The sequence below is a fragment of the Streptomyces sp. NBC_01294 genome, from assembly GCF_035917235.1.
GTDB classification, from domain to species: Bacteria; Actinomycetota; Actinomycetes; order Streptomycetales; family Streptomycetaceae; genus Streptomyces; species Streptomyces caledonius.
In genome coordinates this window covers 1732580-1747505 of sequence record NZ_CP108423.1, presented here as the reverse complement: position 1 = coordinate 1747505, position 14926 = coordinate 1732580, and the positions used below count along the sequence as shown (strand labels likewise).

General features: G+C 69.1%; 10 protein-coding genes. 8 read left to right on the top strand and 2 right to left on the bottom strand.

Features of this window, described 5'->3' with window-relative positions:
- Positions 1-25: 25 nt before the first annotated feature.
- Entirely contained in the window at positions 26-970 is a 945-nt protein-coding gene (locus tag OG534_RS07910; protein WP_326587367.1) for a carbohydrate ABC transporter permease, read from the top strand.
- A 13-nt stretch (positions 971-983) separates the two neighbouring features.
- Positions 984-1910 (top strand): carbohydrate ABC transporter permease, encoded by a 927-nt coding sequence (locus OG534_RS07905; protein ID WP_326587366.1) that lies wholly within the window; start codon positions 984-986, stop codon positions 1908-1910.
- A gap of 31 nt (positions 1911-1941) precedes the next feature.
- Here OG534_RS07905 and OG534_RS07900 read toward each other — a convergent pair whose 3' ends face one another.
- Complete coding sequence (locus OG534_RS07900) at positions 1942-2814, bottom strand: hypothetical protein (RefSeq protein ID WP_326587365.1); 873 nt, start codon at positions 2812-2814, stop codon at positions 1942-1944.
- A 132-nt stretch (positions 2815-2946) separates the two neighbouring features.
- Positions 2947-5667 carry a magnesium-translocating P-type ATPase gene (gene mgtA / locus OG534_RS07895; protein ID WP_326587364.1) on the bottom strand — a complete coding sequence of 907 codons (2721 nt, stop codon included), beginning with the start codon at positions 5665-5667 and terminating at the stop codon, positions 2947-2949.
- Positions 5668-6286: 619 nt separating this feature from the next.
- Between mgtA and OG534_RS07890 the strand changes: the two genes are divergently transcribed.
- The 6 genes from OG534_RS07890 to OG534_RS07865 all read left to right on the top strand — a co-directional run bounded on the left by OG534_RS07890 (position 6287) and on the right by OG534_RS07865 (position 14826).
- Positions 6287-7501, top strand: coding sequence for an ROK family transcriptional regulator (locus tag OG534_RS07890; protein WP_326587363.1), 1215 nt, complete (start codon positions 6287-6289; stop codon positions 7499-7501).
- 117 nt (positions 7502-7618) lie between these two features.
- The gene (locus tag OG534_RS07885; protein WP_326587362.1) at positions 7619-8734 is read left to right on the top strand and encodes a sugar ABC transporter substrate-binding protein; all 1116 of its coding nucleotides are present in this window, start codon (positions 7619-7621) and stop codon (positions 8732-8734) included.
- A gap of 157 nt (positions 8735-8891) precedes the next feature.
- On the top strand, positions 8892-9680 hold the full coding sequence (locus OG534_RS07880) for an ATP-binding cassette domain-containing protein (RefSeq protein WP_326587361.1): 789 nt from the start codon (positions 8892-8894) through the stop codon (positions 9678-9680).
- 26 nt (positions 9681-9706) lie between these two features.
- A complete protein-coding gene (locus OG534_RS07875) occupies positions 9707-10996 on the top strand; it encodes a sugar ABC transporter permease (protein ID WP_442807219.1) in 1290 nt (429 codons plus the stop codon).
- Between the two features lie 263 nt (positions 10997-11259).
- Positions 11260-13176 carry a 1-deoxy-D-xylulose-5-phosphate synthase gene (dxs, locus tag OG534_RS07870; RefSeq protein ID WP_326587360.1) on the top strand — a complete coding sequence of 639 codons (1917 nt, stop codon included), beginning with the start codon at positions 11260-11262 and terminating at the stop codon, positions 13174-13176.
- A 165-nt stretch (positions 13177-13341) separates the two neighbouring features.
- On the top strand, positions 13342-14826 hold the full coding sequence (locus tag OG534_RS07865; protein WP_326587359.1) for an amino acid permease: 1485 nt from the start codon (positions 13342-13344) through the stop codon (positions 14824-14826).
- Positions 14827-14926: the final 100 nt, after the last annotated feature.

The window sequence follows — 14926 nt, the reverse complement described above, 5'->3', positions numbered from 1 at the left end:
ACCGGGCACACCAGGGACGGACACCATGAGCCAAGTAGCCCAGGGCAGGGGACGGGGCGGCTTCATCGCCGGCTTCCTCCTCGCACCCCTCGCGCTGTACCTGACCTTCGTCATCTGGCCGTACGTACAGACGTTCGGCTATTCCTTCACCAACTGGACGGGCCAGTCGCCGACGTTCGACTTCGTCGGAGTGGACAACTACTCGGCCCTGATGAAGGACGAGGTCTTCCGCGGCGCCCTGTGGAACAACCTGCTGCTCCTGGTGTTCGTCCCGGTCGTCACCATCCTGCTCGCCCTCTTCTTCGCCTTCATGGTGAACGCGGGCGGGCGGGGCGGGGCCGGCGGTGTGAAGGGCGTGCGGGGATCGGGCTTCTACAAGATCGTCTACTTCTTCCCGCAGGTTCTCTCCCTCGCCATCCTCGCTGTGCTGTTCGGCGCCGTGTACCGCACCGACGAGGGCGGCCTGCTCAACGGCGTCCTCATCAAGCTCGGCCTGGTCGACCGGCTGCACCCGATCGAATGGCTGAACGAGCCGAACCTCGTGCTCTGGTGCCTGCTCCTCGTGGTCGTCTGGCACGGCGTCGGCTTCTACCTCGTGCTGTTCTCGGCGGCCATGCAGTCCGTCCCCAAGGACATCTACGAGGCCGCCCTGCTCGACGGGGCGGGGCGCGCCCAGACCTTCCTCAAGGTCACCCTGCCCCTGCTGTGGGATTCTGTGCAGACCTCCGCGGTCTATCTGGGGATCGCCGCGATGGACATGTTCGTCCTGGTGTCGACCATGACCTCGGGCCAGTTCGGCGGCGGACCCGACCACCACAGCGAGGTCATGGCGACGGTGCTGATGAGGAACTTCCTCTACTTCGGCAAGAGCGGCTACGCCTGCGCCATGGGCGTGGTCATGCTCGTCCTCACCATGATCCTTTCCGTCATCACGCTGCGCGCCACCCGCCGCGAGCGCATCGAGTTCTGAGCGGGAGACCCCCATGACCACAGTTGTCAAGGCTCCGGGCGAGGCCGCCGCCGAGCGGTCCGGCGGAGCCGGCCCGAGCGGGGAACGGCGCGGTGGACGCTCCGAGGGCCTGGTCCTCAACGTCTTCTCCCACGGCTTCCTCGCCGTCTGGGCCATACTGATCGTCCTGCCCCTGATCTGGCTGGCGCTCGGCTCCTTCAAGACCGACGCGCAGATCGGAGGCTCGGCCCTCAGCTGGCCCTCCAGCTGGAACGTCGACGCCTTCGGCCGGGCCTGGGACAAGGGCATCGGCGACTACTTCGCCAACACCCTGATCGTGATGGTGTTCTCGGTCCCGCTGACGATGCTGCTCGGCTCGATGGCGGCGTACGTGCTGGCCCGCTACCCCTTCCCGGGCAACCGGTTCATCTACTACTTCTTCGTCAGCGGGGCGATGTTCCCCGTCTTCCTGGCGCTCGTCCCGCTGTTCTTCATGGTCAAGCGGTTCGACATGCTGAACACGTACCAGGGCCTGATCCTCGTGTACGTCGCCTACTCGATGCCGTTCACCGTCTTCTTCATGCACTCGTTCTTCCGCACGCTGCCGACGGCGGTGCACGAGGCGGCGGTGATCGACGGGGCCTCGGACACCCGGATCTTCTTCCAGGTGATGGTGCCGATGGCCAAGCCCGGCCTGATCAGCGTCGGGATATTCAACATCCTGGGCCAGTGGAACCAGTACATCCTGCCCTCCGTGCTGATGCAGCCCCAGACGGGATCGGACCCCGAGCGCTACCTGCTCACCCAGGGCCTGATCCAGCTCCAGCAGCAGCAGGGGTACGAGACCGACCTGCCGGTGCTGTTCGCCGGTGTGACGATCGCGATGATCCCGATGCTGGTGGTCTACCTCTCCTTCCAGCGCCAGATCCAGGCGGGCCTCACCTCGGCGACGCTGAAGTAGGGGCAGCGGGTCCGGCCTCCGGAGCCCTGTGTCAGGAGCCGCCGGAGGCCTTCCGTAGCCTGTACAGCCTCCCGGAACCCGGGTCGCCGACCTCCTGCTGGATGCGGGGCTGCCGGGTTGTGCCGCCGACGCTCCACGCGGGCCGGCTGCACCCGGGGACGTCCACGCGGACCTTCTGCGTCCAGACGTCCCGGCCGGACTCGTACGACCAGGTCCCCGAGCCCGAACAGCTCGGCGCCGGGCCGGCGGGGTCGGTGTGGTGGCGCCCGCCGACGCCGGAGGCCGTGACCCGGCCGTCCGGGGAGAAGACCAGGGTGCCGCCCGTGTGGTCGACCCAGCTGCCGACCATGGTCCGCGGACCGATCGCCGGCGGCTCGTAGGCGGGCAGCAGACCGACGGCGAGTCCGAACGCGCCCAGCAGTCCCGTGCCCGCCACCACCGCCGTGCCCCACAGCGCCACCCGCCCCGTCAGCCCCTCGCGCCGGGGCAGGGCGATCAGCGCGCCCAGCGAGAGCGAGGCCGTGGCCGAGACCCAGAAGACCAGCGTGGGCCGCGTCTGCGCGTCGTTGTACGCGGCGATGCCGAAGACGGGCGGCGCCAGCAGGGCCGCCACCATCAGCGGTGCCGGGAACCAGGCCGCGCGCCCGCCGAGCAGGCGGCCGGCGAGGTCGGACAGGGCGACCGCCGGCAGCACGAGGACCAGCGACAGCAGGAACGCGATGACGGCGACGAGGGGCCAGGCGGAGAACAGGGCCCCGGTGATGGAGGCGTGGTCGGGGGGTTCGTCCGGCGGCGGCTGCGTCCGTACGTACAGCAGGACCACTACGACGGCGAGTGCCACCTCCAGGTTCCCCACCAGCGTCGAGACCAGCAGAACCCTGCCGTACGACCGTTTCTGATGCACGCTCGATCCCCCCTCGCGGCACGACGGACGAACGCGCCGGCCCGGCCGGCGGCGTCCTGGATCCATACTGCCAGCCGGGCTGAACGTGTTCAATTCATTCTTCGCGCCCACCTCACCCGGGCACCGTGGCTCCTACAGCCAGGTGTTGAACCGGCGGATGTACCAGGTCTTCACGAGCTGGGTGAGTGTGCAGTACGCGAGCAGTACGCCGGTCAGCCACGGGAAGTAGCTCGCCGGCAGGGCGACGAAGCCCAGCGAGGGAGCCAGCGGCGAGAAGGGCAGCCAGAGCCCGGTCAGCACCGCGAGGACGGTCATCACCATCACCGGCCAGGAGGCGCGGGACTGGATGAAGGGGATCTTCCGGGTGCGGATCATGTGGACGATCAGGGTCTGCGAGAGCAGGCCCTCGATGAACCAGCCGGACTGGAACAGGGACTGGCTCGCCCCGCTGTCGGCCCCGAAGACGTGCCACATGATCAGGAACATCGAGATGTCGAAGATCGAGCTGGCCGGGCCGATGGTGACCATGAACCGGCCGATGCCCTTGGCGTCCCAGTTGCGGGGCCTGCGCAGGTACTCCTCGTCCATCCGGTCCCACGGGGTCGCCAGCTGCGAGATGTCGTAGACCAGGTTCTGGACCAGCAGCATGATCGCGAGCATCGGCTGGAAGGGGATGAAGGCGCTCGCCACCAGCACCGAGAAGACGTTGCCGAAGTTCGACGACGCCGTCATCTTGATGTACTTGATCGTGTTGCCGAAGGTGGTCCGGCCCTGGACGACGCCCTGCTCCAGGACGGTCAGGTCCTTCTCCAGCAGGATGATGTCCGCCGACTCCTTGGCGATGTCGACGGCGGTGTCCACCGAGATGCCGACGTCGGCGTCCCGCAGCGCGGCCGCGTCGTTGATGCCGTCGCCGAGGAACCCGACGGTGTGCCCGTCGGCCTGCAGGGCCCGTACGATCCGGGCCTTCTGGACCGGGTTGACCTTGGCGAAGACCGTCGTACGGGCGGCCAGCGCGCGCAGTTCCGTCTCGTCGAGGCCGTCGATCTCGCTGCCGGGCACGACTTGCCCGACGTCGATGCCGACGTCGGCGCAGACCCGGGCGGCCACGAGGTCGTTGTCGCCGGTGACCACCTTCACCGCGATGCCCTTGTCGGCCAGGCCCTGGAGGGCGCGGGCGGCGTCGGCCTTCGGCGGGTCGAGGAAGGCGAGGAAGCCGACCAGGGTCAGCCGGTCCTCGTCGGCGACGGTGTAGGCGGAGCGCGCGCCGTCGGTCGCGCGGGTGGCCACGGCGAGGACCCGCAGGCCCTGGCGGTTGTTGTCCTCGGCGATCCGGGTGACGTGCCGGCGCAGCTGCCCGGTCAGCTCGACGGTCTCACCGCGGTCCTTCATGTGTGTGCAGAGGTCCAGGACCTCCTCGACCGCACCCTTGGTGATCAGGACGTGCTCGCCCGGCCCGACGTCGCCCACGAGGGAGTCGCGGGCCAGGACCACGGACATCCGGCGCCGGGCGAAGTCGAAGGGGATCTCGTCGACCATCGAGAACCGTGCGTCGACGACAACCTCCTCGGCCTCGTCCACGCGGTCGATGACCGCCTGGTCCATCAGGTTCTTCAGGCCGGTCTGGAAGTGGGCGTTGAGGTAGCCGTACTCCAGGACCTCGCCGTCCTCGTCGCCGTGCACGTCCAGGTAGCGGTCCAGGACGATCCGGTCCTCGGTGAGGGTGCCGGTCTTGTCCGTGCAGAGCACGTCCATCGCGCCCAGGTTCTGGATCGCGCCCAGCCGCTTGACGACCACCTTGCGCCGGGACATGGCGACCGCGCCCCGCGCCAGGTTGGCGGAGACGACCATCGGCAGCATCTCGGGCGTCAGGCCGACGGCGACGGCGATGCCGAAGAGGAACGCCTCGTCCCAGTCGCCCTTGGTGAAACCGTTGATCATGAAGACGACCGGGACCATCACCAGCATGAAGCGGATCAGCAGGAAGCTGACCTTGCGCACGCCGGTGTCGAAGCTGGTCTGCGGGCGCTCGCCGACGAGCGAGCCGGCCATGGAGCCGAACCAGGTGTCGGCGCCGGTGGCGACGACGACCCCGGTGGCGGTGCCGGAGGTGACCGAGGTCCCCATCAGGGCCAGGTTGTCGGCCTCGACCGGGTCGGTGGTCTCGTGCTGCCCGAGGTCCTGCGCGCGGGTGTCGGCCTTGGCGACCGGCAGGGACTCGCCGGAGAGCGCGGCCTGGCCGACCATCAGGTCCTTGGCGGTGATCAGCCGCAGGTCGGCCGGGACCAGGTCGCCGGCGGCCAGCTTGACCACGTCGCCGGGGACCACCTGGTCCATGGGCACCTCGAAGGTGGTGGGTGCGGAGCCGCTGCCGGCCCGGCGCTGCACCGCGCAGGTGGTGGTGACGAGCTTCTTCAGCGCGTCGGCCGCGCGGCCCGAGCGGAACTCCTGCCAGAAGCGCAGCAGCCCGCTGATCCCCACCATCACGGAGAGGATGACGACGCCCGGGTCCGCGGGGTCCTGCCAGTACATGACCGCGGCCAGGAAGACCAGGACGGCGATGAAGGGGTTCCAGTACGCCTTCGCCAGCTGGACGTACCAGCGCGGGGCGCGCTCCCGGGCGACGACGTTCGAGCCGTGGCGCTCCAGGCGCAGGGCGGCCTCGACATGGGTCAGGCCGGCGCGCGAGGCGTCGACGGACTGCAGGACCTGGACGCCCGGGCGGGCGCTGATCCCGGCGAGGCGCTCGCCGGCGAGCCGGGTACGGGACTCCAGCTCGGCGGCCCTGCGCTCGCGGCGGGAGCTGCCCGGCGGTGCGAGCGTGGTCGGAGTACGGGGGGTGAGCATGGTCATGACGAATACCTCCCTCCACGGTGCCCGGACAGCACGAAGCCGAGCGGTCACGCGGAGTGGTCATGGGTCGGCGTGCAGCGGCCCCGCGGGGCGCCGGACACGCCGACGGGCATGGATGACGCACGCCTGGCACGGCTGCCCGGGCATGCGGAAGGAAAGAAAAAGGGGGAAGGGAGCAAAAAGGGGGAAGGGAGGGGATGCGGAGGAAACGCAAACGCAGCAGCGCACGGGACAGCGGTCCACCGCTGCCGTGCGCACTCGGGAAGGGTCAGCCGTTCAACAGGTCAGCCGACGAGAGCGCTGCAAGGACTTCGATCGGGACTCATCCCGAACACCTCCTTGCGTAGCGCGGTCATTGCACGGCGCCCGGTCCGGCCGGAAGGGCCGCAGAGGACCGGCGCCTCAGCGACCGTAGCACGATCAGTGGGCCGGTTCTCTCCCCCTTTCGGCCAGTAGTGGTCGTTTCGTGCCGTGTCAGCCTCTTGACGTGTGGAGGTGCAAAGGCTCGACTTAAGGTTCACAAGTTGGAGAGACGCCGGGGTCTCGGGGCGCGCAGCCGCGATGTGTCCCGGCCGGGGGGCGACGCTGGCCGTCGCTTATGGGCAGGAGTGGATGAGTCGTGCAGACTCCCGGATCGCAGTCGTCGCTGCATCGCGCGAATCTCGAACGGGTCGTGCGGGCGGTGCGGCTCGCGGGATCGCTGACCCAGGCGGAGATCGCCCGTGCCACCGGACTGTCGGCGGCCACGGTCTCCAACATCGTCCGGGAGCTGAAGGACGGCGGGACCGTCGAGGTCACCGACACCTCGGCCGGCGGCCGGCGCGCGCGCAGCGTCTCGCTCAGCGGTGACGCGGGCATCGTCATCGGCGTCGACTTCGGCCACACCCACCTGCGGGTGGCGGTGGGCAACCTCGCCCACCAGGTGCTGGCCGAGGAGTCCGAGCCGCTGGACGTCGACGCCTCCTGGGCGGAGGGCTTCGACCGGGCGGAAGCCCTGGTCGGGCGGCTGATCGCGGGCATAGGGGTCGGGCTGGAGAAGGTCATCGGCGTCGGGCTCGGCGTGCCCGGCCCGATCGACGTGGAGTCCGGGACCCTGGGCTCGACCGCGATCCTGCCGGGCTGGGCGGGGATCAACCCCCGCCAGGAGCTCTCGCAGCGCCTCGGGGTGCCCGTGTACGTGGACAACGACGCGAACCTCGGAGCCCTCGGCGAACTCGTTTGGGGGAGCGGGCGGGGAGTGAAGGACCTGGCCTACATCAAGGTGGCCAGCGGCGTCGGCGCCGGCCTCGTCATCAACGGTCAGATCTACCGCGGACCCGGCGGCACGGCGGGCGAGATCGGGCACATCACGCTGGACGAATCGGGCCCGGTCTGCCGCTGCGGCAACCGCGGCTGCCTGGAGACCTTCGCCGCCGCCCGGTACGTCCTGCCGCTGCTCCAGGGCACGCACGGACCGGAGTTGACGATGGAGCGGGTGGTCGAGCTGGCCCGCGAGGGGGACCCGGGCTGCCGCCGGGTGATCACCGACGTGGGCCGCCACATCGGCAGCGGAGTGGCAAGCCTGTGCAACCTCCTGAACCCGAGCCGGGTGGTGCTGGGCGGCTCGCTGGCGGAGGCCGGTGAACTCGTCCTCGCCCCCATCCGCGAATCAGTGGGGAGGTACGCGATCCCCAGCGCGGCCCGGCAACTGTCGGTGCTGACGGGCTCCCTGGGCGGGCGCGCCGAGGTGCTGGGCGCACTGGCACTCGTACTCAGCGAGATGGGCGATTCGACACTTTTGTCAGACCATGGAAGTGGAGTGCGAGCACCAGCCGTCTTGTCTTCAGGTAGATAACGGATGGCACCGTTGTCATCTCGTTAAGGATTCACTCCTTGACGGCAAAACGCGGCCGGGGTTGACTCACATCCACCTCGGCCGCAGTGCTGCGGCCTCGTCAGGGAGGTTCAAGTAATGAACACGCGTATGCGCAGAGCCGCCGTTGCTGTTGCCGCCGGTGCCATGGCCGTTTCGCTCGCCGCTTGCGGCAGTGCGAAGGAGGCCGGCGACAAGACGAAGGAATCGTCCGGCGCTGCCAAGGGCGACGCGATCAAGGTCGGTCTGCTCCTGCCGGAGAACCAGACCGCGCGTTACGAGAAGTTCGACAAGCCGCTGATCGAGAAGAAGGTCGCGGAGCTCACGGGCGGCAAGGGCGAGGTCGTTTACGCCAACGCCAAGCAGGACGCGACCACGCAGAACTCCCAGGTCGACACGATGATCACCAACAAGGTGGACGTCCTCATCGTCGACGCGGTGGACTCCAAGGCCATCGCCGGCTCGGTCAAGAAGGCCAAGGAGGCCGGCATCCCGGTCGTGGCCTACGACCGCCTGGCCGAGGGCCCGATCGACGCTTACACCTCCTTCGACAACGAAGAGGTCGGCAAGGTCCAGGGCAAGGCGCTCCTGGAGGCGCTGGGCGACAAGGCCAAGGACGGCCAGATCGTCATGATGAACGGTTCGGTCACCGACCCGAACGCCAAGCTCTTCAAGTCCGGTGCGCACTCCGTCCTCGACGGCAAGGTGAACGTCGGCAAGGAGTACGACACCGTCGAGTGGAAGCCGGAGAACGCCAACACCAACATGGCGGCCGCGCTCTCCGCGCTCGGCAAGGACAAGGTGGTCGGCGTCTACTCCGCCAACGACGGCATGGCGGGCGGCATCATCACCGCCCTCAAGGCCGCCGGCGTGTCCCCCCTGCCGCCGGTCACCGGCCAGGACGCCGAACTCGCCGGTGTGCAGCGGATCGTCGCGGGCGAGCAGTTCATGAGCGTCTACAAGCCGTACGCCCCCGAGGCCGAGGCCGCCGCGAAGATGGCCGTCGCCCTCGCCAAGGGCGAGAAGCTCGAGGGTGTCACCACCTCGACGGTCGACAGCCCGACCAACAAGGGCGTCCCGTCCGTGCTGATCCCGGTCGTCTCGCTCACCAAGGGCAACATCAACGACACCGTGGTCAAGGACGGCGTCTACACGATCGCCGAGATCTGCACCGACAAGTACGCGGCGGCCTGCGCCGCCCTCGGCCTGAAGTAACGGCCCCCGCCGCCTCCTCGCGAGGTGGCCCCCCGTGCCTGACCGGCGCCCCGCCTTCCATCCCCGCCACTGGCGGGGCGCCGGGCAGAAACGTTCCCCCATTCGCCCCGCTCCTGCTCTTTTGCACGACATCCCCGCCGGTCAGGCGGCGAAGGAGATGGTTCATGTGTCCGCTGCGCCCGTGCTGGCGTTGCGAGGGGTCTCGAAGCGGTTCGGCGCCGTTCAGGCCCTGACCGACGTAGAACTCGAGATCCACTCCGGTGAAGTGGTCGCCCTGGTCGGCGACAACGGCGCCGGCAAGTCCACGCTGGTCAAGACGATCGCCGGCGTGCACCCCATCGATGACGGCGTCATCGAGTGGGAGGGGCGCCCGGTCTCCATCGGCAAGCCCCACGACGCCCAGAACCTGGGCATCGCGACGGTGTACCAGGACCTGGCGCTGTGCGACAACATCGATGTCGTCGGCAACCTCTTCCTCGGCCGCGAGCTCAAGAAATTCGGCATCCTCGACGAGGTGGAGATGGAGCGCCGCGCCCGCGAGCTCCTGACCACCCTGTCCATCCGGATCCCCAGTGTCCGTATCCCCATCGCCTCGCTCTCCGGCGGTCAGCGCCAGACCGTGGCGATCGCCCGTTCCATGCTGGGCGAGCCCAAGCTCGTCATCCTCGACGAGCCCACCGCCGCCCTCGGCGTCGAGCAGACCGCACAGGTCCTCGACCTGGTGGAGCGGCTGCGCGAGCGCGGCCACGCCGTCATCCTCATCAGCCACAACATGGCCGATGTGAAGGCCGTCGCCGACAAGGTCGCGGTCCTGCGGCTGGGCCGCAACAACGGTGTCTTCAACGTCGCCGACACCTCGCAGGAAGAGATCATCTCCGCCATCACCGGTGCCACGGACAACGCCGTGACCCGCCGGGCGGCCCGCACCGGGGAGGCCCGCAAGTGAGCACCCAGAACCCCGCCACCGATCCACTGGGCAAGGGCCCCGCCGACCGGCCGGAGCACATCGACCCGGTCAACCCCGCGGCCGCTCACGACGCCATCCCGGCCGTGGACCCGCGTCTGCTCGTCAGGGAAGAGGGCCTCGCCGGGTACGTGGGCGAGTTCAAGCGCCGGATGAAGGCCGGTGACCTGGGCTCCCTCCCGGTCGTGATCGGCCTGATCGTCATCTGGTCGATCTTCCAGGGGCTGAACTCGAACTTCCTCTCCCCGGAGAACCTCACCAACATCGCGATCACGATGACCGCCACCGGCATGATCGCCATCGGCATCATCTTCGTGCTGCTGCTCGGCGAGATCGACCTGTCGGTCGGCTCGGTCAGCGGTGTCTCGGGCGCGATCGTCGCCGTCCTCGCGGTCACCAACGGCGTGAACGAGTGGCTGGCGATCCTGGCCGCGATCGCCGGTGGCGCCCTGATCGGCTGCATCCACGGCTTCTTCTTCGCCAGGCTCGGCGCCCCGGCCTTCGCCGTCACCCTGTCGGGCCTGCTGTTCTGGCTGGGCGCGATGCTGCAGATCCTCGGCAGCAACGGCACGATCAACATCGACTCCGACGGCGTGGTCGGCCAGCTGACCACGTACTTCTTCTCGGACGTGGCCGTCGCCTACGGGCTGGCCGCACTCGCGGTGGCCGGCTACTTCCTCGCGGCCTTCCTGGACGCGAGGCGCCGCGAGGCCGCCGGGATGCCCTCCCGGCCGCTCGTCGAGATCCTGCTGCGCACCGGCATGCTCGCGCTGTTCGCCTTCGTCCCCGCCGTGCTGTTCAACCAGTACAAGGGCCTGCCGCTCGCGGTGGTGGTCTTCCTGCTGGCCCTGATCGTCACGGACTTCGTGCTGCGCCGCACGACCTTTGGGCGAAACGTTTTCGCACTGGGTGGCAGCGTCGAGGCCTCCCGCCGCGCGGGCATCAACGTCACCCGGATCCGGATCACGGTCTTCGCGATCTCCAGCACTTTCGCCGCCATCGGCGGTCTGTTCTGGGCCTCCAAGATCGCGGCAGCCAACCAGAGCGCCGGCGCCGGCGACCTGCTGATGAACGTGATCGCGGCGGCCGTCATCGGCGGCACCAGCCTCTTCGGCGGCCGGGGCCGGACCTGGAACGCCCTCCTCGGCGTCATGGTCATCGTCTCGATCCAGTACGGTCTGGCCCTGGAGGGCATCGCGACGCCGATCCAGTACATGATCACCGGTGCGGTGCTGCTGGCCACCGTGGTGATCGACTCGATCACCCGCAAGACCCAGAAGACGGCCGGACGCGCCTGACGGTGCGTCCGACTGCGCGCCGGAGCGACGTCCGGCGGTAAGAACGGTCACAGTGCCCGGTGCCACTTCGCGTGGCGCCGGGCATCCGTGCGTACAAGTGGCGGGTACTCCTGTGCGGGTATACGCCCGTTTGTGATGTGTGGCCGCACAGTCGTGCGTACATGTATGACAAAGGTGTGACTCTGCCGGGACGGCCCGATGACCGGGCCCACGGGCGGAACATTAGACTCGACAGACCAGCAAGCAACTGCAAGGAGGCACGGGTGCTGCTGACCCGCATCAAGGGACCGCGCGATCTGGACCGGCTCAGCCAGGAGGAGCTCGAACAGCTCGCCGCCGAGATCAGGTCCTTCCTCGTCGACGCCGTCTCCAAGACCGGCGGGCACCTCGGCCCCAACCTCGGGGTGGTCGAACTGACGATCGCCCTGCACCGGGTCTTCGACTCGCCCAAGGACAAGGTCCTCTTCGACACCGGCCACCAGGCCTACGTCCACAAGCTGCTCACGGGCCGCCAGGACTTCGCGGGCCTGCGCTCCAAGGGCGGCCTGTCCGGCTACCCCTCGCGCGCCGAGTCCGACCACGACGTGATCGAGAACTCGCACGCCTCCACCGTGCTGGGCTGGGCCGACGGCCTGGCCAAGGCCAACGAGGTGCTGGGCCGCGAGGACCACCACGTCGCCGCCGTCATCGGCGACGGCGCGCTGACCGGCGGCATGGCCTGGGAGGCGCTGAACAACATCGCCGCCGCCAAGGACCGCCCGCTGGTCATCGTCGTCAACGACAACGAGCGCTCGTACGGGCCCACCATCGGCGGCCTCGCGAACCACCTGGCCACCCTGCGCACGACGGACGGCTACGAGCGCTTCCTGGCCCGCGGCAAGGAGATCCTGGAGCGCACCCCGGTCGTCGGGAAGCCGCTCTTCGAGACCCTGCACGGCGCCAAGAAGGGCCTCAAGGACTTCATCGCCCCGCAGGGCATGTTCGAGGACCTGGGCCTGAAGTACATCGGGCCCATCGACGGCCACGACATCGAGGCCCTGGAGTCCGCCCTGCAGCGCGCCAAGCGCTTCAGCGGCCCGGTCATCGTGCACTGCCTCACCCAGAAGGGCCGGGGCTACGAGCCGGCCGTCCAGGACGAGGCGGACCGTTTCCACGCCGTCGGCGTCATCCACCCCGACACCGGCCTGCCCGTCTCCACCGACGCCGCCAGCTGGACCTCCGTCTTCGCCGACGAGATGGTCAAGCTCGGCAAGGAGCGCAAGGACATCGTCGCGATCACCGCGGCCATGCTCCAGCCGGTCGGCCTGAAGAAGTTCGCGGACGCCTTCCCGGACCGGATCTACGACGTCGGCATCGCCGAGCAGCACGGCGCCACGTCGGCGGCGGGCCTGGCGACCGGCGGCGCCCACCCGGTCTTCGCGGTGTACGCCACCTTCCTCAACCGCGCCTTCGACCAGGTCCTGATGGACGTCGCCCTGCACAAGTGCGGGGTCACCTTCGTCCTGGACCGGGCCGGTGTCACCGGTACGGACGGCGCCTCCCACAACGGCATGTGGGACATGTCGATCATGCAGGTGGTGCCCGGTCTGCGCCTGGCCGCCCCGCGTGACGCCGAGCAGCTGCGCGCCCAGCTGCGCGAGGCCGTCGAGGTCAAGGACGCGCCGACCGTCGTGCGCTATTCCAAGGGCGTCGTCGGCCCGGCCGTCCCGGCCGTCGGCCGCATCGGCGGCATGGACGTGCTGCGCGCTCCCGGAGCCGACGTCACCCGTCCGGACGTACTGCTCGTCTCGGTCGGTGCGCTCGCCCCGATGTGCCTGGAGATCGCCGCTCTGCTGGACAAGCAGGGCATCACCACGACCGTGGTCGACCCGCGCTGGGTCAAGCCGGTGGACGAGGCCCTGGCGCCGCTGGCCGACCGCCACCGCGTGGTCGTCACCGTCGAGGACAACGGCCGGACCGGCGGCGTCGGCTCCGCCGTCTCGCAGGCCCTGCGGGACGCGGGGGTCGACGTACCGCTGCGCGACTTCGGCATCCCGCAGCGCTTCCTCGACCACGCCTCCCGCAAGGAGGTCATGGCCGAGATCGGGCTGACCGCGCCGGACATCGCCCGGCAGGTCACGGGCCTGGTCGCCAAGCTGGACGGCCGCTACGACAGCGAGCCGGCCGCCGCCGTCGACTAGGAATCCGGGGCGCCCCCGTCAATGGCCGGTACGGCCACTTGACGGCGGCCCCTAGATCGCGGCGCGGTTGCACGTCACGGGCCGGGAGATCACTCTTGAGGAGTGGGCCTCCCGGCCCGTTCGCGTGCGTCGACACCTTTCGGAGGTGCGTCGGTGAGTAGGGATATGAACAGCCCCTTCCGCACCAAGACGGTGGAGCAGTCCATCCGTGACACGGAGGAGCCGGAACACGCGCTCCGGAAGTCGCTCTCCGCCTGGGACCTGACGGTGTTCGGTGTGGGTGTCATCATCGGCACCGGCATCTTCGTCCTCACGGGCATCGCGGCCCGGAACAACGCCGGCCCCGCCACCGCCCTCGCCTTCGTGGCAGCAGGCATCGTCTGCGCCCTCGCGGCGCTCTGCTACGCCGAGTTCGCGTCCACCGTGCCGGTGGCCGGGTCGGCGTACACGTTCGCGTACGCCTCGATCGGCGAGCTGCCCGCCTGGATCATCGGGTGGGACCTCGTGCTCGAGTTCGCGCTCGGCACCGCCGTCGTGGCGGTCGGCTGGTCCGGGTACGTGCGCAGCCTCATGCACACCAACCTCGGCTGGGACATGCCCGCCGCGCTCTCCGGGCCAGATGCGGGCGGATCCTTCGACCTGCTGGCGTTCCTGCTGATCCTGGTGCTGACGGCGGTCCTGGTCATCGGGACGAAGCTGTCGGCGCGGATCACCGCGATCGTGGTCGCCATCAAGGTCACCGTGGTGATGCTGGTGATCATCGCCGGCCTGTTCTTCATCACGGCCGACAACTACTCCCCCTTCATCCCTCCGGCCGAACCGCAGCCCGCGGGCAGCGGCTGGCATGCTCCGCTGGTCCAGGTGCTCTTCGGCTACGCGCCCACCAACTTCGGCGTCATGGGCATCTTCACCGCGGCCTCGCTCATCTTCTTCGCCTTCATCGGCTTCGACGTCGTGGCCACCGCGGCCGAGGAGACCAAGAACCCCCAGCGGGACATGCCGCGCGGCATCCTCGGCTCGCTGGTGATCTGCACCGTGCTCTACGTCGCCGTGACGCTGGTCGTGACCGGCATGCAGAAGTACTCGGAGATGTCGCCGACGGCTCCACTCGCCGAAGCCTTCAAATCCGTCAACCAGCCCTTCTTCGCCGGCGCCATCAGCCTCGGGGCGTCCGTCGGTCTGATCACCGTGAGCATGATCCTGCTACTCGGCCAGACCCGGGTGTTCTTCGCGATGAGCCGTGACGGACTGCTGCCGCGCGTCTTCTCCGTCACTCACCCGAAGTACCGCACCCCCTACCGCGCGACCCTCCTGCTCGGTGGCGTCATCGCCGTCGTCGCGGGCTTCACCAGCCTCAAGAAGCTCGCGGAACTGGTGAACATCGGCACCCTGTTCGCCTTCGTGGTGGTCGCCCTCGGCGTGATCATCCTGCGCCGGACCCGCCCCGACCTGCACCGGTCCTTCCGCACTCCGTGGGTGCCCTTCGTCCCGATCCTGTCGATCGCGGCCTCGCTCTGGCTGATGCTCAACCTGCCGACCGAGACCTGGCTGCGCTTCGGGATCTGGATGGCGATCGGCATCGTCGTCTACTTCGCCTACGGACGCCGCAACAGCCGCCTCGGCAAGGTCGGCGCGGACGCGAAGTTCTGACGTTCCGGATGTGAGAAGCCGGAAGACCGGAAGACCGAAAGGCTGAAAGGCCGGAAAAGCCGGAAGCCGGCCGAACGGGTCACCCGTTCGGCCGGCTCCG

Excerpts from the sequence above, each read along its gene's own strand:
- OG534_RS07910 (WP_326587367.1), top strand. The coding sequence starts at position 26 with ATGAGCCAAGTAGCCCAGGGCAGGGGACGGGGCGGCTTCATCGCCGGC.
- OG534_RS07905 (WP_326587366.1), top strand. The coding sequence starts at position 984 with ATGACCACAGTTGTCAAGGCTCCGGGCGAGGCCGCCGCCGAGCGGTCC.
- mgtA (WP_326587364.1), bottom strand. The coding sequence starts at position 5,667 with ATGACCATGCTCACCCCCCGTACTCCGACCACGCTCGCACCGCCGGGC.
- OG534_RS07885 (WP_326587362.1), top strand. The coding sequence starts at position 7,619 with ATGAACACGCGTATGCGCAGAGCCGCCGTTGCTGTTGCCGCCGGTGCC.
- OG534_RS07880 (WP_326587361.1), top strand. The coding sequence starts at position 8,892 with ATGGTTCATGTGTCCGCTGCGCCCGTGCTGGCGTTGCGAGGGGTCTCG.
- OG534_RS07865 (WP_326587359.1), top strand. The coding sequence starts at position 13,342 with ATGAACAGCCCCTTCCGCACCAAGACGGTGGAGCAGTCCATCCGTGAC.